The sequence below is a fragment of the Virgibacillus alimentarius genome (assembly GCF_017874635.1).
Taxonomy (GTDB): domain Bacteria; phylum Bacillota; class Bacilli; order Bacillales; family Amphibacillaceae; genus Virgibacillus_B; species Virgibacillus_B alimentarius.
On record NZ_JAGIKX010000001.1, the window covers coordinates 349,119 to 370,939 of the forward strand.

At 35.8% G+C, this 21,821-nt stretch carries 23 protein-coding genes; 6 read left to right on the plus strand and 17 right to left on the minus strand.

Annotation, left to right across the window (positions count from 1 at the left end; genetic code table 11):
- Window positions 1-39: 39 nt before the first annotated feature.
- From J2Z81_RS01815 to J2Z81_RS01855, 9 genes are all read right to left on the minus strand, one after another.
- Window positions 40-1,347, minus strand: coding sequence for a pyrimidine-nucleoside phosphorylase (locus J2Z81_RS01815; RefSeq protein ID WP_029266626.1), 1,308 nt, complete (start codon window positions 1,345-1,347; stop codon window positions 40-42).
- 19 nt (window positions 1,348-1,366) lie between these two features.
- On the minus strand, window positions 1,367-2,188 hold the full coding sequence (locus J2Z81_RS01820) for a purine-nucleoside phosphorylase (protein WP_226370592.1): 822 nt from the start codon (window positions 2,186-2,188) through the stop codon (window positions 1,367-1,369).
- Between the two features lie 16 nt (window positions 2,189-2,204).
- Window positions 2,205-3,383, minus strand: a complete 1,179-nt coding sequence (gene deoB, locus J2Z81_RS01825) for a phosphopentomutase (RefSeq protein WP_226370593.1) — start codon at window positions 3,381-3,383, stop codon at window positions 2,205-2,207.
- Between the two features lie 100 nt (window positions 3,384-3,483).
- Window positions 3,484-4,377 (minus strand): site-specific tyrosine recombinase XerD, encoded by an 894-nt coding sequence (xerD, locus tag J2Z81_RS01830; RefSeq protein ID WP_226370594.1) that lies wholly within the window; start codon window positions 4,375-4,377, stop codon window positions 3,484-3,486.
- A 3-nt stretch (window positions 4,378-4,380) separates the two neighbouring features.
- The gene (locus J2Z81_RS01835; RefSeq protein ID WP_029266618.1) at window positions 4,381-4,587 is read right to left on the minus strand and encodes a YqzK family protein; all 207 of its coding nucleotides are present in this window, start codon (window positions 4,585-4,587) and stop codon (window positions 4,381-4,383) included.
- 191 nt (window positions 4,588-4,778) lie between these two features.
- Complete coding sequence (gene fur, locus J2Z81_RS01840) at window positions 4,779-5,231, minus strand: ferric iron uptake transcriptional regulator (protein ID WP_029266616.1); 453 nt, start codon at window positions 5,229-5,231, stop codon at window positions 4,779-4,781.
- A 114-nt stretch (window positions 5,232-5,345) separates the two neighbouring features.
- Window positions 5,346-5,981 carry a stage II sporulation protein M gene (gene spoIIM / locus J2Z81_RS01845; RefSeq protein ID WP_226370595.1) on the minus strand — a complete coding sequence of 212 codons (636 nt, stop codon included), beginning with the start codon at window positions 5,979-5,981 and terminating at the stop codon, window positions 5,346-5,348.
- Between the two features lie 113 nt (window positions 5,982-6,094).
- On the minus strand, window positions 6,095-7,264 hold the full coding sequence (locus tag J2Z81_RS01850; RefSeq protein WP_029266612.1) for an endonuclease Q family protein: 1,170 nt from the start codon (window positions 7,262-7,264) through the stop codon (window positions 6,095-6,097).
- Window positions 7,258-7,812, minus strand: coding sequence for an NUDIX hydrolase (locus J2Z81_RS01855; protein WP_029266610.1), 555 nt, complete (start codon window positions 7,810-7,812; stop codon window positions 7,258-7,260). Before J2Z81_RS01855 ends, J2Z81_RS01850 begins: the two co-directional genes overlap by 7 nt.
- Before the next feature lie 135 nt (window positions 7,813-7,947).
- On the opposite strand from J2Z81_RS01855, the gene J2Z81_RS01860 reads away from it, so the two are divergent.
- Window positions 7,948-8,865, plus strand: a complete 918-nt coding sequence (locus tag J2Z81_RS01860; RefSeq protein WP_029266608.1) for an aldo/keto reductase — start codon at window positions 7,948-7,950, stop codon at window positions 8,863-8,865.
- Between the two features lie 67 nt (window positions 8,866-8,932).
- Here J2Z81_RS01860 and J2Z81_RS01865 read toward each other — a convergent pair whose 3' ends face one another.
- From J2Z81_RS01865 to J2Z81_RS01875, 3 genes are all read right to left on the minus strand, one after another.
- A complete protein-coding gene (locus J2Z81_RS01865) occupies window positions 8,933-10,204 on the minus strand; it encodes a Y-family DNA polymerase (protein ID WP_029266606.1) in 1,272 nt (423 codons plus the stop codon).
- 268 nt (window positions 10,205-10,472) lie between these two features.
- On the minus strand, window positions 10,473-11,267 hold the full coding sequence (locus tag J2Z81_RS01870) for an SDR family NAD(P)-dependent oxidoreductase (RefSeq protein WP_319023816.1): 795 nt from the start codon (window positions 11,265-11,267) through the stop codon (window positions 10,473-10,475).
- A complete protein-coding gene (locus J2Z81_RS01875) occupies window positions 11,257-12,222 on the minus strand; it encodes an MBL fold metallo-hydrolase (protein WP_029266602.1) in 966 nt (321 codons plus the stop codon). The genes J2Z81_RS01870 and J2Z81_RS01875 overlap by 11 nt, the downstream gene beginning before the upstream one ends.
- 124 nt (window positions 12,223-12,346) lie before the next feature.
- On the opposite strand from J2Z81_RS01875, the gene J2Z81_RS01880 reads away from it, so the two are divergent.
- Genes J2Z81_RS01880 through J2Z81_RS01895 form a run of 4 tightly spaced genes read left to right on the plus strand, consistent with a single transcriptional unit; the run spans window position 12,347 to window position 16,462 of the window.
- On the plus strand, window positions 12,347-13,084 hold the full coding sequence (locus J2Z81_RS01880) for a glycerophosphodiester phosphodiesterase (protein ID WP_029266600.1): 738 nt from the start codon (window positions 12,347-12,349) through the stop codon (window positions 13,082-13,084).
- Between the two features lie 22 nt (window positions 13,085-13,106).
- Window positions 13,107-14,126, plus strand: a complete 1,020-nt coding sequence (namA, locus tag J2Z81_RS01885) for an NADPH dehydrogenase NamA (protein ID WP_226370597.1) — start codon at window positions 13,107-13,109, stop codon at window positions 14,124-14,126.
- 24 nt (window positions 14,127-14,150) lie between these two features.
- Window positions 14,151-15,077, plus strand: coding sequence for a ribonuclease Z (gene rnz, locus J2Z81_RS01890; RefSeq protein ID WP_029266596.1), 927 nt, complete (start codon window positions 14,151-14,153; stop codon window positions 15,075-15,077).
- Between the two features lie 14 nt (window positions 15,078-15,091).
- Entirely contained in the window at window positions 15,092-16,462 is a 1,371-nt protein-coding gene (locus J2Z81_RS01895) for an aldehyde dehydrogenase (RefSeq protein WP_226370598.1), read from the plus strand.
- 49 nt (window positions 16,463-16,511) lie between these two features.
- On the opposite strand, the gene J2Z81_RS01900 is transcribed toward J2Z81_RS01895, so the two are convergent.
- The 3 genes from J2Z81_RS01900 to mce form a co-directional block, all read right to left on the minus strand.
- Window positions 16,512-17,759: a DNA polymerase IV gene (locus J2Z81_RS01900; protein WP_226370599.1), complete on the minus strand. Its 1,248-nt coding sequence runs from the start codon at window positions 17,757-17,759 to the stop codon at window positions 16,512-16,514.
- Window positions 17,760-17,912: 153 nt separating this feature from the next.
- Window positions 17,913-19,037, minus strand: a complete 1,125-nt coding sequence (locus tag J2Z81_RS01905; protein ID WP_029270999.1) for a M20/M25/M40 family metallo-hydrolase — start codon at window positions 19,035-19,037, stop codon at window positions 17,913-17,915.
- A gap of 64 nt (window positions 19,038-19,101) precedes the next feature.
- Window positions 19,102-19,932 carry a methylmalonyl-CoA epimerase gene (mce, locus tag J2Z81_RS01910; protein ID WP_029270997.1) on the minus strand — a complete coding sequence of 277 codons (831 nt, stop codon included), beginning with the start codon at window positions 19,930-19,932 and terminating at the stop codon, window positions 19,102-19,104.
- A 155-nt stretch (window positions 19,933-20,087) separates the two neighbouring features.
- Between mce and prli42 the strand changes: the two genes are divergently transcribed.
- Window positions 20,088-20,213, plus strand: coding sequence for a stressosome-associated protein Prli42 (prli42, locus tag J2Z81_RS16035; protein ID WP_226370600.1), 126 nt, complete (start codon window positions 20,088-20,090; stop codon window positions 20,211-20,213).
- Window positions 20,214-20,234: 21 nt separating this feature from the next.
- Here prli42 and J2Z81_RS01920 read toward each other — a convergent pair whose 3' ends face one another.
- Both J2Z81_RS01920 and J2Z81_RS01925 read right to left on the minus strand, forming a co-directional pair.
- Entirely contained in the window at window positions 20,235-21,224 is a 990-nt protein-coding gene (locus tag J2Z81_RS01920) for an aromatic acid exporter family protein (RefSeq protein WP_226370601.1), read from the minus strand.
- A 92-nt stretch (window positions 21,225-21,316) separates the two neighbouring features.
- Window positions 21,317-21,748 carry a BrxA/BrxB family bacilliredoxin gene (locus tag J2Z81_RS01925; protein ID WP_029269836.1) on the minus strand — a complete coding sequence of 144 codons (432 nt, stop codon included), beginning with the start codon at window positions 21,746-21,748 and terminating at the stop codon, window positions 21,317-21,319.
- Window positions 21,749-21,821: the final 73 nt, after the last annotated feature.

Genomic DNA, 21,821 nt, shown 5'->3' on the forward strand with positions numbered 1-21,821 from the left:
CACACAAAAATTTGTATGCCTTTTAAAGGGAGTTTCTATTTACATGTTTGTAATTGTATCATAAATGAGGGGAGGCGCTTTTACTGGTGTATGTGATATATCAATGCTTGCATATAACTTTTCTTTTACATGTTCTATTTTTTCCTGGTTTGCATGTATTGTTAATAAAGATTCTCCTTCTTTTACGTCATCGCCGATTTTTTTATGAAGTACAATACCGACTGCAAGGTCAATGACTGAATCTTTTGTTGCTCTTCCTGCACCGAGCATCATTGCTGCTGAACCAATATCGTCAGCAATTAGTTTTGCAACTGTACCAGATTGTTGGGCTGGCAGGTCTATTTTATACTTTGCTTTGTTTAGTAAATCAGGGTTATCGGCCACTCGTGCATCTCCGCCTTGTGATTTTAGGAAAACTTTAAACTTTTCAAAGGCTTTTCCATTTGTGAGATTTTCTTCCAAACGTTTTCTTGCACTTTCAATATTATCTGCTTTATTAGCTAAAACTACCATTTGACTACCTAAAGTTAAGCATAGTTCTGTTAAATCTTTTGGCCCCTTACCTGAAAGTGTCCGAATTGCTTCCTCTATTTCTAATGCGTTTCCTATTGCATTACCAAGTGGCTGACTCATATCAGAAATGACAGCCATTGTCTTCCTCCCAACATGATTTCCAATAGAAACCATAGCATCTGCTAAATTTTTAGCATCATCTAAGTCTTTCATAAAAGCGCCAGCACCGGTTTTTACATCTAAAACGATTGCATCTGAACCTGATGCTATTTTTTTGCTCATAATTGAACTTGCTATTAGGGGAATCGAATTTACAGTTGCGGTAACATCCCGAAGACTATATATTTTCTTATCTGCAGGCGTTAAATTACCAGATTGTCCAACAATGGCAATTTTATTCTTATTAACGAGATCAATAAATGCTTTATTTGTTATTTCTACATGGAAACCTGGTACAGATTCTAGTTTATCCAGTGTACCCCCGGTGTGGCCAAGTCCGCGTCCGCTCATCTTTGCTACAGGTACATCTAATGATGCTACTAAAGGAGCTAAAATTAATGTTGTTGTATCTCCGACTCCACCTGTAGAATGTTTATCGGCTTTAATTCCTTTGATTGGAGCAAGGTCGATTTTATCACCTGAATTTACCATTGCCATGGTAAGCGCTGCACGTTCATCATTAGTCATGTCTTGGAAGTAGATAGCCATTAATAATGCACTAACTTGATAGTCAGGAATTTCTCCGTTCGTATACCCATTAATAAAATACTCTATTTCTTTTTTAGTGAGTACATGGCCATTACGTTTTTTTTCGATGATATCATACATTCTCATTCTTCCGATCCTCCCCTGTTTATTGAGGTAATGTATTAATAACTGTTTTAATAAAATGCAAAAAATCTTCTCTTACTTTTTCTGTTGTTTCAATAACCTCATGGTGTGTTAAAGGTTGATCTAATATACCTGCTGCCATGTTGGAAATACAAGAGATTCCTAGTACACGTAAACCGGCATGCGCCGCTACTATTACTTCAGGTACAGTTGACATTCCTACTGCATCTCCACCTAGTGTACGAAGCATTTTAACTTCTGTAGGTGTTTCGTAAGTTGGGCCTGTATTCCCTACATATACCCCGTGTTGGACAGATAAACCTATTTCTTTGGCACAGGAGTCTGCATGTTGAATATATGCCCTGTCGTAGGCTTCTGACATATCAGGAAAACGGACTCCTAACGTTTCGTCATTTGGACCAATTAAGGGATTATTCCCCATATTGTTCATATGATCATTGATGATCATTAAATCACCAGGTGAAAAATTGACATTTATTCCTCCTGCAGCATTTGTTACGATAAGAGAGTCAATTCCTAAGTATTTCATCACCCGTACTGGAAATGTTACTTGCTGCATGGAGTATCCCTCATAATAATGAAAACGACCTTGCATAGCAATAACTTCCTTACCTTTTAGTGTGCCAACTACTAATTGTCCTTTATGACCAGATACCGTTGATTCTGGAAAATGGGGTATTTCTTTATAAGGAATTTTAATAGGGTTTTCAATCTCATCACCTAATACACCTAGTCCTGATCCAAGAATTAAGCCAAGGCTTGGTGACTTCTCTATTTTCGTTTTTATAAAATTACTTGCTTCTTTTATCGCTGCTGTATTCAACTAATACACCCTCTCTTTAATCTATATCCTGTAAAAAGCTCATACCGTAATCAGGCATCTTAATTTGGAAGTTTTCCGCAATGGTAGCACCTACATCAGCAAATGTTTGTCTGATTGGCAGTTCTTGCCCGCCCTTCATTTGTGTATGATAGATAAGCAGTGGAACATATTCCCGAGTGTGGTCTGTTCCATGGTGAATCGGATCGTTTCCATGATCTGCGGTAATGATTAGTAAATCGTCATCTTTTAAGCGGCTTAGTACTTCTGAAAGTTTTGCGTCAAAAGATTCTAATGCAGTTCCATACCCTTTAGGATCACGGCGATGTCCGTACTTAGCATCGAAATCAACCAGATTTAAGAAATTTAAACCTTTAAATGCTTTATCCATTGAAGTAATGAGTTTTGTCATCCCATCTTCATTATCATCCGTTCGAATGGCTTCTGTAACTCCTTCGCCATCATAAATATCGGAGATTTTTCCTAGCGCAATGACATCATAGTTTGAATCTTTTAATTCATTCATTACAGTTCGTCCAAAAGGTTTTAACGCATAGTCATGCCGATTTGATGTGCGTTTAAAGGCTCCCGGTTTTCCTACGAAGGGCCGGGCAATAACGCGTCCTACCATATATTTTTCATCTAAGGTTAACTCACGAGCGATCTCACAAATCCGGTACTGTTCTTCAATGGGGACAATGTCCTCATGTGCAGCAATTTGTAAAACAGAATCTGCAGAAGTATATACAATTAATGCTCCTGTCTGTATATGTTCTTCTCCAAGCTCTTCTATGATTACAGTGCCAGATGCAGGTTTATTTCCAATTATTTTTCTTCCGGTTTTCCTCTCTAATTCATTGATTAATTCAGAAGGAAAGCCATCGGGAAATGTGCGAAATGGCTGTTTGATATTTAAACCCATCAATTCCCAGTGTCCTGTCATCGTATCTTTACCATTAGATGCTTCTTGCATTTTAGTGTAGTGGGCTTTTGGCGTTGACGCTTTGTCTACTCCTTTTATTTCTTTAATATTGCTTAATCCCAGTTCACCTAAATGAGGCATATTTAGACCACCCATATGTTCAGCTATATGCCCCAGTGTATCTGCACCTTTATCATTAAACTTGTGAGCATCAGGTGCTTCACCAATTCCTACTGAATCCATTACAATTAAAAAAATGCGATTAAATTTACACATTACTTCTACCTCCTCATATAATCTATTCCCAATAATTCTTCATAATATGTTTAAGCTGTTGCTACGTTGTAGGATGTCAGACAACTGGCTTGGAAGAAAATTATGCACGAGGATGGTATGTCTGGTACGTTTCTTTTAATCTAGCTTTTGTGACATGGGTATAAATTTGAGTAGTAGAAATATCCGCATGACCTAACATTTCCTGTACCGCCCGTAAATCTGCACCATTTTCTATTAAATGTGTAGCAAATGAATGCCTAAGTGTATGTGGAGTTATTTTTTGTTTAATCCCTGCGTTCTGTGCGACTGATTTAAGTATTTTCCAAAATCCTTGCCGAGTTAGCGGCCTTCCATGCTGGTTAACAAATAAAATTTTTTCATTATTATTACGTTTTACTAAGTGACTTCTTGCGTGATTTAGATATGTCTCCACTGCCTCTTTAGCAACATTTCCTAATGGAACGATTCTTTCTTTTTCCCCTTTACCGACACATCGAACAAACCCCATAGTTAAATGGAGATCACTAGTTTCTAATGTAAGTAATTCAGTTACACGCAAACCTGTAGCATAAAGTACTTCAAGCATAGCTTTATTACGCCGTTCTAAAGGAGTTACCCCATCAATTGTAAGTAAAGCTTCCACATTTTTTTGTGACAGCACATCAGGCAATTTTTTCTCTTTTTTTGGTGTTTCAATATGTATGCTGGCGTCTTGTTTAACAAGTTGCTCGCGGATTAAAAATTGATGAAATAAACGAATGGATGAAATCGCTCTGGCAATTGTAGCGGAAGATTTGCCATCATCTTTTAACATGTATAAAAACCCCATAATATCGCTTCGGTTTACAGCATCCCATGTATTTTTTTGGATAACTTTCATAATATATTGCATATAACGTTTTAAATCCCTTTTATAAGAAGCTAATGTGTTATCCGATAATCCCCGTTCGATTTGTAAATAGTGAAAAAAGTCATTAAAGGCATATGTAAGCATTTTTTACTCTCCTAATCGAAAAAATAAATGTAACCGATCAACAATGCTATCTTCAGTATTAAAAACCTTAACAGCAGGTCCTTCAGGTTCATCGTACCGATGAAATTGTTCATATTCTGTATGCATCACACGTAAGCCAAAGTAAAATAAGAATGTGCATGCTATGAATATAATAAACACTTTACCTGCATCCCATATTAGGCGTTTCATACAGCATATCCCCTTTTATCTAGTCTTTTATTAAAAGATATGCCAAAAAAGAATAACATTATACATAGAACTATAAAACTATTTTCAAAAATAAAAGTTTGTCCTAATCCTGTTTGAAGATAAAATATGATAATGCTTTCATATAAAATGATAAAGCCTTTTTTCAGTGGAAAAAAGGCACCAGTAATCAATTATGTTTTAACTGTAGCTGTTTGACATTGTTTACAAATACCATGAAACGTTAAACGATGATCCTTTACTTGAAAACCCCATTCATTTTCGACGATTTTCTCAACATCAACTAGTAAATCATCAACAATTTCTTCAACAGAGCCGCATTCGATACATACCAGATGGTGATGGAAGTGTTCCGCTCCCTCTTTACGAAGATCGTAACGGGTCACACCGTCACCGAAGTTTATTTTGTCAACAATTTTTAATCCTGATAATAATTCCAATGTACGATAAACAGTAGCTAAACCAATTTCAGGCGCTTTCTCCTTCACAAGCAAATAAACTTCCTCTGCACTTAAATGGTCATCTTCCCTTTCTAATAAAACCTTTACTGTTGCTTCCCTTTGTGGCGTTAATTTGTAACTCTGTGCATGAAGTTGTTTTTTAATGCTGTCAATCCGGTATTCCATGGTACATCCCTCCCTCATATCCCATCTTTATTATAGGTGGCCTGCAAACAGCTGTCAAAGTATAATTATTATTAAAAGATTTATATAATAATTATTATATAATAATTATTATCATTAATAAAGGGATTTAATTAAAGATGACATTGCTTCATTTGCGACAAATGCTTCTAGAAGCGCAGCTAACAATGCGAATACTAATAATAACATAAAAACCGTTATATATTGCCCAAAAGGTTGAAAAACAGAATTGGTTAGTTTACGAGTAAATAACTTTTTCATTAAAGTTAAGGAAAATATCATTGATAAACTGCCTGCTATGATATAAATAGGTATAATTAAAAAATTCTGTGGAGCTATGGATAAAGATGCTAACAGCAACCCTTTTAACCCAAGTTGATTGACGATAAATCCAACGGAAAAGCCTACCACCAAACCTTTTAAAAACAACAAAATCCACACAACCGGTAGTCCAATCACAGACAAGCCTAGAATAAATAAAAGTAATAAATATTTAGCATGATAAAAAAAACTATCTTTTAATATTTCTTTATTTTCAATATGCTGGTTATCAGATACTTGTCCAAAGAACCGTTCTAGATAAAAAAATAAATCCTGCTTCTGGACGAAATTCATGCTATTAACAATAATGGCCCCAAAAATAATTCCTGTTAAAAATAGGATAACCATAAAAATATAGATGGTTGCGTGTTCTTTTACATGATTGATTGCAAGTGCTTTTTTTGTATACATTGGAATCCTCCGTTCAAGGAATGTTTAATTTGCATTTTCCTATCTAGTTAAAAACTATGAAGGATTCCATGTAAAAATACCAAATTTAAAAGTTTTCTTTCTCAAAAAATATTTTATGAGGAAGTAATACTCCCATATTTTCCTCCCCCGCCTGCTTTAATTTGTATTTTTCCTTCTCTCATTTGAATGATTGCATTTGCTAGTTTTTCCGGGATTATTTCTTTCAAGTCTTCTAATTTTACGTTGTGTATGATATTCATTTCCGTTTGGAATTGATCTAATAATTTTTTAAATGTTTTTGGTCCTAGCTTTGGTAAATACTCTAATGGTACTTGATACAAATAAGGGGGTCTTTTTCGTTTATCAGCACTAGGCTCTGACAATTCCCGAATTCGGTCATAAACTCCCTTGATTATTTTAGTTGAGCCACAGAAAGGACATTGTTTTTCTACTGTTGTTAGAGGTTCTAAACAATTACTACAAACGGTTGTATAGTATTTACCGAGCTTTGGATTCATTCCAAAATTGCGGATAATTTCTCTTCCATTTACTTGATGTAAAGCCCAGTAGAATTCTGTAAAGGAAGGCTCTTGCATAGCAAATTCCTGATATTCACGAGCTATTTTTGCTAATGAGTGGGCATCAGAATTAGAAAGATACGTATAGTCATGCAACTCTTTAATTTGATCAGCCATTGTCGAATCGGAACTCAATCCCATTTCAATCCCATCAATTAAATCAGGATCAAACACCTCTTTTAATGATTTTTTAACACCTTTTCCATATAAGCTTTTAAAAGGCGTAAAAACATGGGCAGGTATAAAAATACCGGAAAGTTCTTTTACTTTATATTGCAATTCTTTGCCTGTTCCATAAAAGCGCTGCGAGCTAAGCGTAATATTTTTCATTTTAGTTGTTAGCCATTCTGAGAATTTTTCAATTTTATCTAGCGTTGGAAAGTAGCATAGCACGTGAACGGGTCCTTGACATAAGTTGTCATAAACTTCGATTTCTGATCCTAATAAAAGTGTAACTTGCTCAAAGCGAATTCCTCCTCCAGGAAGCTCCTCTGCATCATTAGCTTTTATCAGATTTTTTATTTCCTGTTGGATTGCTGGAGCATGGCTGTCTATCACCCCGATCATATGAATTCCTTTATTTCGGCTGGCTTCTTTTAAAATATTTGTAAGGGTTAAACTTTTTGCTCCTGTAATTTTTACTGGTTTATTATACATATCTCTTCCGATATGAATATGCATGTCGGCAAAATAAGAATTTAGCATGATTGAACCCTTTCCAGTGCGTGTAAATAAAGAATAGCATAATTGGTTTTTGCATCATGTATACGTTCTTCTTCTACATATTGTTTTGCTTCTTCCAATGTTAATTCTAAAGTTTCTACAAATTCGTCATCATCGCCAGCAACGGGATGCTTAAGCTCCTCCAGCTGATCGGTAATATAAATATACATCAGTTCATCAGCAAATCCCGGTGAAGTATAAAACGAGGTGACAAATGAAAGTTGATTTGTTGTATATCCTGTTTCCTCTTCTAATTCACGTATTGCAGTTATTTCCGGTTTTTCCCCTGTTTCTAATTTGCCAGCGGGAATTTCAATAAGTGATTTTTCTAAAGGTTTCCGGTATTGTTCTACAAACACAATTTTATTGTCTTTTGTAATGGGAATAATTGCTACCGCACCTGGGTGTTTAATTAATTCCCGTTTTGACATTTTTCCATTTGGTAATGTAACGTCATCTACTTGCAGTTTGACAATCTTTCCATTGTATATTTCCTTTGTTTTTATTGTTTTCTCTTCAAATTTTTTCATTGCGATCCCCTTTAATTTCACATTCTATTATTATCTATTTTAACATAGTTTCAGCATGTCTTCGTTGTGAAACAGTTGTATTTTGAAATAACAATTTTTACAATAGGTGTATGAAAATAGAACGGAGGCTATATTATGAATAGAAACCAATTGGGAAAGTCTGACATTTATATATCGGAATTAACACTTGGTTGCATGTCTATTGGAACAAATTCTCGAGAAGCGAAGAAAATTATTGATAAAGCGCTTGATGTCGGTATTAATCATCTTGATACAGCAGATTTGTATGATTTTGGACAAAATGAAGAAATAGTTGGTCAAGCTATTAAAGATAAACGCGATAAAATCATTCTAACGACCAAGGTTGGAAACCATTTTAATAAGGAGAATCAAGATTGGTTTTGGGATCCTTCGAAAAAGCATATTAAACAGGGGGTAAAGGATAGCTTATCTCGCTTACAAACCGATTACATTGATTTTTATATGCTGCACGGTGGAACGATCGATGATCCGATTAGTGAGTCCATCGAAGCATTTGATGAATTGAAGCAAGAAGGTCTTATTCGTTCTTATGGAATATCATCGATCCGTCCAAATGTGATTCGCGAATATGTCGAATATTCTTCCATTGACGGAGTTATGATGCAATATAATATGCTTGACCGGCGACCAGAGGAAGAGATTTTAGATTTATTACATGAAAACAACATTCGTGTGCTTGCCAGGGGTCCTCTTGCTAAAGGGATGTTAAGTAACAAAGGAGATAAGCAGATCGAAATAAAAGGAAAAGATGGATTTTTAGATTATAAGTATGATGAACTTGATACAATATATCATCAGCTTTCAGACTTACATCAAAATTCATCTATGAATGAACTTGCTCTTAAGTATGTGCTTAAACACCCAGCAGTTGCAACTGCTGTTTTTGGTGCCAGTTCCATGGAACAAGTTGAAGAAAATACGCTTTACAATCCCTCTAACATACTGACAAATGAAACATATGCAGCCATCCAAGAAATTACCAAACCAATTCAATACAAGAATCATCGATAAATCGTATAGAGCTGTCTTCGTATAGCTCTATATTTTTTTGCTTTGATGTGTTATGAAAAGCAATTCACTATTTTGCATAATGACCGCCAACGAGTTTACTGCGCTTAAGAGCAGTTCCTGCCTCTGTGTAAGAAACAGCATGCAGTAAGGCATCTTTTCCATATTTATCACGAATCGTATCCATTACATAACCGAGTTTCCGTTTAACTGTGCGGTTCTTTTCAAATAGGCTTAACTGAATATATTCGTCTGAACAAATAGTTGCTAACGAAATAGAAATTTTTCGGACGGTTTTTTGCGTGTAAAACGTATGGAATAAATGCATGCAAGCATGAAAAATTTCCATGGTAATATTAGTTGGATTTTCAAGTGTGATGGAGCGATGAAACCCTCCCCCGCCTTCATTTTTGCTATAGCCTATTCCAAGATGGATTGTTCTTCCGGCTTTATGATCAGAACGCGCTCTTTTTCCAACCTCCTCACACATTTCGAGGATAACGCAGGCAATATCTTTTGGCTGATGATAATCACGGAGTAAAATTTGACTTTTCCCGTAACTGATCTGCCCGTGTAAAATGGGAGCTCCAAGTTCTGACAAATCAATGCCGTTTGCATGATAATATAATTGATTTCCCATCACACCAAATGTTTTCTCTAGACGCTTTAAAGAATAATTAGCAAGTTGTCCAATTGTCGTAATCCCCATGCGATTTAATCTTTTCTCTAAACGCGATCCGATTCCCCACATTTGTGATAATGGAGAAATAGGCCATAATTTTTTAGGGATATCTTCGTAATCCCAGCGGGCAATCCCTAATTTTTTCGCTTCTAAATCAAGACATAACTTTGCGATTAGCATATTCGGTCCAATACCAATTGCTGCAGTAAGCCCAAATGTATCTTTTAGTTCTGATAAAATAAGTACAGCTACCTTTTCAGCACTTCCCCAAAGCTTATTTGTACCATCTACTTCTAGGAAACTTTCATCAATACTGTACGTGTGGATCGCTTCTTTTGGTACATATTTATTAAACAAGCGTGTGACTTCCGTAGAAACTTCCAAATATAAATTCATTTGTGCGGATACTTTTATAATGGTTTCATGATCAGGTATTTCAAAAAGTCTGCTTCCAGTACGAATACCAAAATCCCGCTTTAATGCTGGGGTTGCTGCCAATACAACACTTCCACGCCGGTTTAAGTCAGCTACAACCGCAAGACGGGTTGTTAGTGGATCCAATCCCCTAGCAAGCGCTGCACAACTAGCATAAAAACTTTTCATATCAACACATAAAATGTTTTTGTTCTTTAAAGTCCTGGAATCAATTTGAGGGTGCATCCCGTTACCTCCCTTCCCCCTATCATATGCGAATATTTGTTCTTTATCCAGGGTAAAATCTTCCAGTTGCATGAAAATGAAATACAAATGAGACTAACTATATAAAGTCAATAGTGCTAGCGACAAAATTTAATACTATTTTTATTGGGAATTTGGACATGACAAATAAGCTTGATGGTTAATGATTTTAAAATTAATCATCAAGCTGTGTATTTTTGTTAAACTTTAGTATTTTATAACGGTCAAAATATTACGTATCCTCGTTTATTTATTTTTTGTTAAATTGCCTCTTTAATAAACGTTCTGCTGTTCTTGGGAAAATATGGTATAATTTGCTTCCTATTTCCATCCAGCTCGGCAAATTGATTTCCCTTTTGTTCGTAAATAAATGACGAATTATTTTTTGTGCTACATCATCAGGTTCCAGCATCAAGCGTCCAACATTTTTTTGGTAGATACCATCTGGATCTGCCGCAGTAAAAAAATTTGTACGAACGGGGCCAAGGTTAACTGCCGTTACGGATATACCTTCTTTTTTAACTTCTAAGCGAAGCGCATTTGTAAACCCTAAGACAGCGTGTTTTGTTGAAGCATAAACAGCAGACTTAGGTGTGGCTATTTTCCCGGCTTGAGAAGCTACATTTACAATATGCCCGCTTTGGTAATATGAAAAATGGAGAAGGAAACGTTTTGTCAGATGGATGAGCGCGAATAGGTTTAACTGAAACATCCGATCAATATCTTCTTGCTTCGTATCTTTTACAAATTCAAATATACCTGCTCCAGCATTGTTAATTAATCCATGGATTTGTTCATGTTCTTTTAGTATTTGTTCTATTGTTCTTTCTCGTTCTTCATTATTTTGTAAGTCAACTTGATAGACGTAGCCTATTATTCCGAAGGATTGCTTCAGCATTTGTCGTTGATTGTTTAATTGCTCAATTGAGCGGGCAAGCATTATTGGTATGCCGCCGCAGCGGGCAATATGCCATACCAATTCTTTTCCAATCCCACTTGAAGCCCCAGTCACGATTACTTTTTTGTTTATTAGTCTATTTTGCACGATAGAAGTGTACACCATCTTCTACCAATTGATCTACTTTATTTTGTTGTTCAAGGAAGTCAAGCTGGCCTATTGTTTCAGACATTGTTAAATCAAGTTGGGTTACATAATGTTTTGGAAAGAGATGTTGACATATTTGAAATGGTGTTAAGATTCCTTCTGTTCGTAATAGCGAATGTACTTTGTTTGCTCGCTGCTCTTGACTTTGTAATCGAGCTGGAATTAAAGCTTCAACATCTGAAAAAGATTTACCATGACCTGGAAGTACTGTTTTAATTCCAAGAGAGAGACATTTTTTTAGATTATCCCGGTACTGCAATAAAGGCTTAGTGCGCTCTGTTTCACCAGCATACGGCGGTTCTAATATTGGATTTGATGATATATGGTGTAATAAATGATCACCGCCAATAAAAGTACCATCATTTTTTCTAAAAAAAGATAAATGACTTTGTGCATGCCCTTTTGTTTCAATAACTTTCCAGTCTTTATGACCTGGAAGCAGATCCCCTTCATTTATTGCTTTAGTCACCTTTCCTGCACCAGCATATTGTAATGATTTTCGCATCTCTTTTAAAACATTGTCAAAATGGCTGGGGATTCCACATGCGTTAAAGAATTTCTTGAAAAAGTGTTCATGGTGCTTGAAAAATTGCTCATTTCTTATGATCCATGGATCTACATTTTTATGAGCAATAATATGCTGGGCTCGTGGAAATTGTTCAATTAAGCCTATATGGTCAGGGTGATGATGCGTTAAAATAATTTGTTCAATATCATTGGGGTAATAACCTAAATCTTTTAATTGTGATTGCAATGTTTCCCATGCTTCCTTCGTTTTTACCCCCGCATCAACTAAGGATAATACGTCCCCTTTAATAAGGTACATATGCACATCTCCCACTGCAAAAGGGGTGGGAATGGTTAGTTGATGAATCGCTTTATCTAAAATTTTCATAGATGAAAACCTCCAAAAAATGAATCATTATTCAGTATATATATTCTAACTCTTTTCTTAATAAATGTCAGTAAAAATTGACTTTTATTAGAAATTAAAACACAATCAAACATGAGGTGAGACAATGTTTACCAAAGTTTTTGCTCATCGAGGTGCTAGTAAACAGGCCCCAGAAAACACAATGGAAGCCTTTAAACTTGCATATGAGCTCGGCGCTGATGGTATTGAAACGGATGTGCAACTAACAAAAGATCATGTTCCTGTTTTAATTCATGATGAGCATTTAAAGCGAACAACAGATGGAACCGGTTATGTTAAAGATTTAACATGGGATCAATTGAAAATGCTCGACGCTGGATCATGGTTTTCAAGTAAGTTTACGGGTGCATCTATTTTATCATTAGAAGAATTCTTGCAGTGGATACAATCGAAATCTTTATATTTAAATATCGAATTAAAAAATAATAAAATAGATTATGAGCATCTAGAATCTATTGTTTATGAGCAGGTTGCGTATTATCAGTTATTGGATCGTACCATTATGTCTACATTTAATCCGAACAGTATAAAACGTATGAGCAGTTCTTACCAAGCAAAGGAAATAGCGTTGTTAACATCCAAGCGTAATAAAAATATCATCCCATATGCAAAAGAATTAGGAGCAAATGCTCTACATATTAAATATTCATTGCTGAGACCAAAACTCGTTAAACAATGTAAAGAAGAAAATATTTCAATTCGTGTGTATACTGTTAATAAACGAAGGCGAATGATACGCTGTTACATGAGTGGATGTGATGGGATCTTTACGGACGTGCCTGATAAAGCGCTAAAGTATCGAAATCTCGTTCAGTCGCAATAATGGTTATGATAGGAGGATTTAGATGAGGAAGCTTTTTTCAACGATTGAGTTTAAAGGAGTATCACTTAAAAATCGCATCGTTATGTCACCAATGTGTATGTATTCATGTGAACAAAGAGATGGAAAAATAACACCTTTCCATATGACGCACTATGTTTCGCGCGCTGTTGGCCAAGTTGGACTAATTATTACAGAGGCAACAGCTGTGCAGCCAGAAGGGAGAATTTCCCCTCAAGACCTTGGTATTTGGAATGATGGACATGTGGAAGGATTAAAAAAACTTAACGAGCAAATTCATACATATGGGGCGAAGACAGGAATTCAACTTGCACATGCTGGAAGAAAGGCGGAAGTGGATTCAGATATATATGCTCCCTCCCCTTTGGCGTTCGATGAATCATATAAAACACCTGTTGAAATGACTACAGGAGATATTGAAAATACAGTTGAGGCATTTAAAAATGGTGCAAGGAGAGCTAGACAAGCAAATTTTGATATAATTGAACTGCACGGAGCACATGGCTATTTAATCAGTCAATTTTTATCCCCGTTAACCAATAAACGGACAGATGCATATGGAGGTAATCGCGAAAATCGTTTTCGCTTTTTGCGGGAAATCATTGCAGCAGTTTATTCCGAATGGGGTGAAAGGCCACTTTTTATTCGACTTTCCACTGATGAATATCATGAAGCGGGAAATACACTAGAAGATTATTTGTATTTTGCGAATCAATTAAAAGCGCTTGGAGTGGATTTAATCGATTGCAGTTCGGGTGGCGTTGTTCCTATATCAATTAAGCCTTACCCAGGCTATCAGGTTAAACGCTGTGAGACTATTAAAAAGGAAACATCAATAGCTACAGGTGCAGTTGGATTAATCATTAATGGTCCTCAAGCGGAAGAAATATTACAAAATGAACGTGCAGATCTTATTTTTATCGGGAGAACTTTACTCAGGAATCCATACTGGGCGAGAGTTGCTGCAGAGGAAATAAGATATCAGATTGAAGCACCGAAACAATATATACGCGGCTGGAAGTAGATAAAGCGAGGGAGGTGTGTGTTTATGGAATTAATTTTCCTCGGAACCGGTGCTGGTGTCCCTTCGAAGGAAAGGAATGTATCAGCTGTTGCTTTAACCTTATTACAAGAATTAAATAGTATATGGTTATTTGATTGCGGAGAAGCTACGCAGCATCAAATACTGCATACAACAATAAAACCAAGAAAAATAAATAAAATTTTCATTACGCATATGCACGGGGATCATATATTTGGATTACCGGGTCTACTCAGCAGCCGCTCCTTTCAAGGTGGAAACGATCTATTAACTGTTTATGGCCCACCTGGGATAAAGGAGTATATTGAAATGAGCCTTCAGGTAAGTCAAACGCATCTTGCCTATCCTTTGTCGATTAAAGAAATTAAAGAAGGTCAGCTCTTTGATGAAGAACATTTTACAGTTTACTGCAAAAAATTAAATCACGGTATCCCTAGCTATGGATATCGCATCGTGGAAAAAAATAAACCCGGAGAATTATTAGTTGATCAATTAAAAGCAATTGGTATACCACCTGGGCCTATTTACAAACAAATTAAAGAAAATGACATGATTACTTTATCAAATGGAGAAAAGCTTTATCGAGATCATTTTCTAGGTAAAGAAAAAAAAGGCAGGATTCTTTCCATTCTCGGGGATACACGGTTTACGGAACAACATGCAAATTTCGTAAAACATTCCGATGTACTTATACATGAAGCGACGTTTGATCATGAAAAAAAAGCATTGGCAGAACAATATTTTCATTCAACAACAACACAGGCAGCTGTTTTAGCCAAGAAAGCTGCAGTTAAAAAACTAATTTTAACACATATTTCATCACGTTATCAGAATGAGGATAATCTCTTGTTATTAAATGAAGCAAAGGCCATATTTTCAAACACTGAACTTGCAAATGATTTTTCTCATATGGTCGTACGGGCTGAACATTAGGGAGAGTGATTTAGATGGAACAAACCAAAGTTTTAGTTGCAAATCAGCGAGCTTACTTTTCAAATGGGAATACCTTATCTTATTCCTTTCGCAGGGATCAGCTGCAGAAATTAAAAGAAATGTTGAAAGAAAATGAAACGAATATTTATCATGCATTAAAAGAGGATTTAAATAAATCTGAACATGAAACACTCACCACAGAATTAGGTGTTCTTTATACCGAAATTGACTTCGTACTTAAAAATCTGCAAAGGTGGATGGAGCCAGAAAAAGTTGCATCCCCGATGACACACAAAGGGACAAAGAACTATATATTAAGGGAACCTTTTGGTGTCACTTTGGTAATTTCACCATGGAATTATCCATTGCAATTAGCGATTGCACCAGTAATCGGAGCAATCGCAGCAGGGAACTGTGTTATATTAAAACCATCTGAATTTGCTCAATCTACCTCAGCCTTACTTGCTGAAATGATTAGATCAACTTTTGATGGTTCATTTTTCTCGGTAATCGAAGGAGATAAAGAGACCAGCCAATACTTATTAAATCAAAAATTCGATTATATCTTTTTTACTGGAAGCACAAAGGTTGGTAAAAGTGTAATGAAACAAGCCAGTGAGCACCTTACCCCTGTTACATTAGAACTCGGGGGGAAAAGTCCGGCTATAGTAGATAAAGATGCAAACATTAACTTTGCAGCGAAACGAATTGTATGGGGGAAATTTACGAATGCTGGTCAAACTTGTGTTGCTCCAGATTACTTATATGTACACGAAAAAGTAAAATTTAGGTTACTAAAAGCAATGAAAAAACATATTAAATCCTTTTATGGAAAAAGCCCTTTAAAGAATAATGATTATACTCGAATTATTAATCATAGTCACTTCGAAAGGCTAGAGAGGTTTTTATCCAAGGGGACAGTTCTGCACGGCGGTAATGTAAACAGAGACATGTTAACCATAGAACCGACTATTTTGGATAAAATTACTTGGGAAGACCCTATCATGCAAGAAGAAATATTTGGTCCGATCCTCCCTGTATTAAGCTACACGTACCTGGAAGATGCGCTAGCGCAAATTAGAAGTATGGACAAACCACTTGCACTATATTATTTTGGAGAAGATGAAAAAACACAGCAGCAAGTCATTGAATATGTACCATTTGGCGGAGGAAGTATAAATGACACCCTCTATCATTTAGCTAATCCACACCTCCCATTTGGTGGGGTTGGTTCTAGTGGTATGGGAGCGTACCATGGCCAATATGGCTTTGATACGTTTTCACATAGAAAAAGTATTATGAAACAAACAACAAAATTTGACTTACCCTTTCGTTATCCCGGAAGTTCAGTAGCCCAGTCGATCGTAAAAAAAGTGATTAAATGATGAAAAATTATCCAGGAAGCCCTCTGTAGTACACGAAAAAGAGGGCTTCTTATTGTTTATAATCATTTAAAAAGTCCTTTTGAAAACTGGTATGGGGTTGATCGTCTATGTTCGTACCGTGCATTTGTTTAAATGGGTTTTTTCCATATTTTTGGGATAAGCGATCAATTACGTTATATAACTTTTCTTTTTCAGCTTCTTTCTCATACGTAAATATATCTAGCTGCTGTGCAATATACTGTTTCTCTTCCACTTCTTGGACAGTTATACCTAAGAGGCGGATGGGCTCTGAATTCCAGTGTTGAATAAATAATTCTTTTGCGATCATGAGGATATCAGCTTTTTTATCTATATAGTATGGAAGTTTCCTACTGCGTGTTATTGTCTTATGATCGTAATATTTGATCATGATTTGGACGTTTCTTCCTGCTGCTTGCTTACGTTTCAGTCTCCGTTCTACATTTTCCGCAAGAAGATGTAGAAGTTGCCTTATATCAGCTTCATTTGTTGTGTCTTCAGGTAGCGTTTGAGAGCTTCCAATACTTTTAAATTCATTTACAGCCTCTGGATCGACAATGCGATGGTCAATTCCATTTGCTCTATTTTTTAATCGTTCCCCGTTAATTCCTAGTATTTGTCTCAGCTGATAAACATTAGCGTGAGCAAGTTTACCGATGGTTGTGATATCAATAGCCTGGAGTTTTTCTGCTGTTTTTTTTCCAACTCCATACATTTTCTCTATAGGCAATGGCCATAGTTTATAAGGCAAATCTCTTTTTCTAAGTACTGTCATTCCTAAAGGTTTTTTCATATCAGATGCCATTTTAGCTAAAAATTTATTTGGAGCTATGCCGATACTGCAAGGCAAATCAAGTTCCTTTAAAATTCTATTTTGCAGGTTTTGTGCAATTTCAATTGGATTTCCAAGGTGTTTACATTCCGTGATATCAATATATCCTTCATCGATCGAAACTGGTTGGATAATTGGTGTGATATCAGTCAGCATTTTAAACATTTCTGCGGAAGCTGTACGATAACGGTCAAAATTTGGGTGCATTATAATTAGAGAGGGACATAATTTTCTCGCTTGCCATACGGGCATCGTTGTTTTAACTCCCTTCTCTCTAGCTTCATAACTACTAGTAACAACAATACCTTTTCGCTCTTCGGGATTGCCGGCTATAGCAAGAGGTTTCCCTTTTAGTTTTGGATTATATGCCATTTCTACAGATGCATAAAAACAGTTCATATCAATATGAAAAATGACTCGTCCCTTTTTTGGATACCAATTAGACATTTTATCTCCCTCCTGCGAACAACTGTTGTTATATCTATTTTACCATATATAATCGTTTTCGTGATTGATAGCTGTAATTAAGGAGTTATATCAAAAGGGTCAGCACACCTTCTTGTAAAGGGATGCTGACCTTAATCTGATAGCGTCTTTCTTTTATTTTGCCGCTTCCTGTATAATTGCTGTTACAAATTCAGTTACTTTTACTAAATCTTCCACTGCAATCCGCTCATTCGTTGTATGAATTTCTTCATATCCTACAGCCAGATTAACGGTCGGAATCCCAAGTCCGGCTATTACATTGGCATCACTTCCTCCGCCACTTTCAAGTAATTTACTTTCACGTCCAATCGTTTTTGCAGCACTTCGGGCAATTTCAACTACTTCATCCCCAGCTTTATGTTTAAACCCAGGATACATAACTTTAACATCAACTTCTGCAGTGCCTCCGAATTCCTGTGCAGTTGATTCGAATGCCTGTTTCATTTTTTTAACTTGTTCTTCCATTTTTTCAGGATCTAATGACCTGGCCTCAGCTAGGATTTCGACATAGTCACAGACAATGTTCGTTTGCTGACCGCCTTCAAAACGGCCAATATTCGCAGTAGTTTCCTCGTCAATTCGGCCTAGTGGCATTTTAGAAATTGCTTTTGCTGCGAGTGTGATAGCTGATACTCCTTTTTCTGGTGCCACTCCTGCATGTGCAGTTTTCCCTTTTATTGTAGCAAAAAGTTTTGCTTGTGTCGGAGCAGCAACAATAATATCACCAACCTCCCCATTACTATCAATCGCATATCCATATTTTGCTTTTAAATAGGAGGGTTCAAGCGCTTTTGCTCCGACTAAACCAGATTCTTCCCCGGCAGTAATAACAAATTGAACATCGCCATGTTTTAGTTCTTTTTCTTGTAGAATACGAATTGACTCAAGGATTGCTGCTAGTCCTGCTTTGTCATCTGCTCCAAGAATGGTTGTTCCATCTGATACAATATAGCCATCTTTAATTGATGGCTTGATTCCTTGTCCTGGTACCACAGTATCCATATGAGAAGTAAAATAAATTGTATTAGCTTCTTGATCTGGTCCTTTTAATGTGCAAATTAAATTCCCAGAACCATGTCCAGTTTTTTCCTTGCTTGTATCTTCAATGACCTCTAGTCCCAAGTCACTAAATTTCTGTTTTAAAACCTTGGAAATTTCTTGTTCATGTTTTGTTTCAGAATCAATTTGTACCAGTTCTATAAATTCATTCACTAAACGCTCTTTATTTACTGTAATCATTTTTATTAACCTCCAAAAATAGCATGTTTTCCTGTTTTATGAATATTTTGTGATGTATCGTATTCTAATTATATTTATGTTCTGCTTCTACTTGTTGGCATAGTTCAAAAAGTACCCCATTTGTACTATGCGGATGAATAAATGCGATTTGACTTTGGTCTGCCCCGCATTTTGGTTCATTATCAATTAACTGAATACCTTCTGTTTTTAATTGATGCAATCGCTTGTTAACATTGCTGACTGCTAAAGCGATGTGATGTATGCCTTCCCCTTTATTATCTATAAATCGTTGGATGGGAGAAGATTTGTTGAATGGTTCCATTAATTCAAAGCGGGAATCCCCAATTTTTAAGAATGCAATTTTTACACCTTCGGACTCCACATTTTCCACTTTTTCTAATTCTAAACCTAAAGATTCGGTGTAAAAGGATAGTGCATGATCAAGTTCTTTTACAGCTATTCCAATGTGTGCGATGTTTTGAGGCTTTGGTAATGGATCTTCTTCGGATTTAAGTAAATCTTGAATATATTGGGATAGAACTGTGGCTGAAGTCCTTGTAAATACTTTTTTGATCCCTTTCCCAATTAAAAAAGGGATATCTTCTCTAGGTATTTTGCCTCCACCGATAATAGGAACATCACCCGCACTTCCTTCTTTTAATGTGTCGATGATTTTAGGAAACAATGTATTATGATCACCTGAAAAAGAAAAAAGTCCTATTATATCTACATTCTCTTGTACGGATGTTTGTGCAACTTGTACAGGGGATTGGGGAAGTCCCGGGCAAATAATTTCGATTCCTAGATTATGAAGTTCCTGTGAAATGTTTAGTACCTTTTGATGATATCTGCTTGAATCAAGTTCTGTTATCAACATTCTTATTTTTCGTTCCATCTGTATCTTCCTTTTCCTACAAGCATATTGTTCTTCTGTTTCCCCTGCGAGACATTTTTTATGTGTCTTGTTTCAATTATTATTCCTACTTGTCCAATCTTCCTTTTAGCGATAAAATACAATTAGCATAAAGGATTAAAGGAGGACTTTTAACAGTGGCTTCAAAAAATAATCGAAAGAAAAAATCAAAACGTGAAAGAAGATTAAAATTTGTAATATATTTAATGATTCTTGCAATGTTTCTATCATCCATTACAGCAGGGTTAGCTTTTCTTTTATAATATACGCTTAAAGACTGGACGTCATGAAGTTGTTCCAGTCCTTTTTGTTTTTCTTAATATAGAAACATCGCTTTCCTTAAATTTTCTTTTAAGGATTAAATATTCTTCAATTTCATGCAACAAGCGAAATAAATTTGCTTTTGTTTCAAATTCCTTTTGTGTAACAGGTAAGCTGTTTTCATCAAATTTTTTTCTTATATTATTTAGGTCATTCAAATAAACGATTGCTGTATTTCCTGGATGAACAGCTTCTGACAGTTTAATGAAAAACTCCGCTATTTCCTCAGATATTACATCTTTGTCAGGAAGTTTAGTTACAAGTGGAAGCATCCGCCCTAAAAGTGCTAATTGCTTTTCTCGCATGATAAAGTAATCGTAATAAGGATGCTGGTCACGAAGTAAATGGTTTTCTTTATCAAGATCTACTAAGTCAAGAGCTTCCTGCAGTATATCTTCTGAATCTGTCAGTTCTTTCCCATTCCAATTTTCATTTTTGTTTTTTATGTATAAAGCAATTTCATATAAAATAATTTGAAAATTTTTTTCCAGGCGTTCTTGTTTCTCTTTTAATTGTTTATCTAAACTTGGCATATAAAGATTTAAAAGTAACCCAACCCCTACACCGATCAAAATAACTAAAAACTGATCGAATAAAAAGGAATAAGACATATATTCAGCACTGTATAAATTTAAAATGATAACAGAACTTGTTGCTATCCCAGGTGTGATCTTTAATAAAACTGTCGCTGGAATGAAAAAGGCTAGCATTATTCCAACAGCAATTGGATTATAGCCTATGAATTCAAAGAAGACAAAAGAAAAAAGACTTGCCAAAACACATGCTGCAAATCGATGCCAAGCACTTAAAACAGATTTTTTTCTTGATGGCTGGATGCATAAAATGGTTAGAATTCCAGCCGAGACAAAATTTGTTAAACCTATTAATTGAGCAATCGAAATAGCAATGGGCGCTCCAATAGCTGTCTTAATTGTTCGATAGCCAATTTTCACATTTAAAATCCCCTTTGTAATAATAGCATTAGAAGAAAAATAGGCCGTCCGTTAAGAATGGAGACAGCCTAATAATTCTTGTTTCTCAACTATTATATTTCTTCACAGTGCTCTTCAAAAATATTTTGAAGCTTTCCAACTACATCCATCGCACTAAATCCTTCTATATCATGACGTTCCAACATAGTAACAATCTTTCCATCTTTCAAAAAGGCAAAAGACGGGGAAGAAGGTGGATAATCTCCAAAAAATGTACGTGCTTTTTCAGTGGCTTCACGATCTTGCCCAGCAAATACAGTAACTAAATGATCTGGACGTTTATCATAATGTATTGCATTTGCCGCTGCAGGTCTAGCAACACCACCGGCACAGCCGCATACAGAATTAATCATTACTAATGTAGTTCCCTTGCGTGTAAGGGCTTGTTCTACATCTTCAGGATTGGTTAGTTCTTCATAGCCAGCAGCTGTTATATCTTTGCGCGCAACATCTACTACGTCATTCATAAATAGATTAAAATCCATGTAAATTTCCATCCCCTTATATTTAATATAATTGAAACATATATTTAGCTTATCAATTTTATCTGTAAATTAC

Excerpts from the sequence above, each read along its gene's own strand:
- J2Z81_RS01900 (WP_226370599.1), bottom strand. The coding sequence starts at position 17,759 with ATGTCTAATTGGTATCCAAAAAAGGGACGAGTCATTTTTCATATTGAT.
- J2Z81_RS01855 (WP_029266610.1), bottom strand. The coding sequence starts at position 7,812 with ATGAAAAAATTTGAAGAGAAAACAATAAAAACAAAGGAAATATACAAT.
- J2Z81_RS01895 (WP_226370598.1), top strand. The coding sequence starts at position 15,092 with ATGGAACAAACCAAAGTTTTAGTTGCAAATCAGCGAGCTTACTTTTCA.
- J2Z81_RS01905 (WP_029270999.1), bottom strand. The coding sequence starts at position 19,037 with ATGATTACAGTAAATAAAGAGCGTTTAGTGAATGAATTTATAGAACTG.
- spoIIM (WP_226370595.1), bottom strand. The coding sequence starts at position 5,981 with ATGTATACAAAAAAAGCACTTGCAATCAATCATGTAAAAGAACACGCA.
- mce (WP_029270997.1), bottom strand. The coding sequence starts at position 19,932 with ATGGAACGAAAAATAAGAATGTTGATAACAGAACTTGATTCAAGCAGA.
- fur (WP_029266616.1), bottom strand. The coding sequence starts at position 5,231 with ATGGAATACCGGATTGACAGCATTAAAAAACAACTTCATGCACAGAGT.
- J2Z81_RS01865 (WP_029266606.1), bottom strand. The coding sequence starts at position 10,204 with ATGCACCCTCAAATTGATTCCAGGACTTTAAAGAACAAAAACATTTTA.
- J2Z81_RS01875 (WP_029266602.1), bottom strand. The coding sequence starts at position 12,222 with ATGAAAATTTTAGATAAAGCGATTCATCAACTAACCATTCCCACCCCT.
- J2Z81_RS01815 (WP_029266626.1), bottom strand. The coding sequence starts at position 1,347 with ATGAGAATGTATGATATCATCGAAAAAAAACGTAATGGCCATGTACTC.
- J2Z81_RS01850 (WP_029266612.1), bottom strand. The coding sequence starts at position 7,264 with ATGCTAAATTCTTATTTTGCCGACATGCATATTCATATCGGAAGAGAT.
- deoB (WP_226370593.1), bottom strand. The coding sequence starts at position 3,383 with ATGTGTAAATTTAATCGCATTTTTTTAATTGTAATGGATTCAGTAGGA.
- J2Z81_RS01925 (WP_029269836.1), bottom strand. The coding sequence starts at position 21,748 with ATGGATTTTAATCTATTTATGAATGACGTAGTAGATGTTGCGCGCAAA.
- J2Z81_RS01860 (WP_029266608.1), top strand. The coding sequence starts at position 7,948 with ATGAATAGAAACCAATTGGGAAAGTCTGACATTTATATATCGGAATTA.
- J2Z81_RS01835 (WP_029266618.1), bottom strand. The coding sequence starts at position 4,587 with ATGAAACGCCTAATATGGGATGCAGGTAAAGTGTTTATTATATTCATA.
- xerD (WP_226370594.1), bottom strand. The coding sequence starts at position 4,377 with ATGCTTACATATGCCTTTAATGACTTTTTTCACTATTTACAAATCGAA.
- namA (WP_226370597.1), top strand. The coding sequence starts at position 13,107 with ATGAGGAAGCTTTTTTCAACGATTGAGTTTAAAGGAGTATCACTTAAA.
- rnz (WP_029266596.1), top strand. The coding sequence starts at position 14,151 with ATGGAATTAATTTTCCTCGGAACCGGTGCTGGTGTCCCTTCGAAGGAA.
- J2Z81_RS01880 (WP_029266600.1), top strand. The coding sequence starts at position 12,347 with ATGTTTACCAAAGTTTTTGCTCATCGAGGTGCTAGTAAACAGGCCCCA.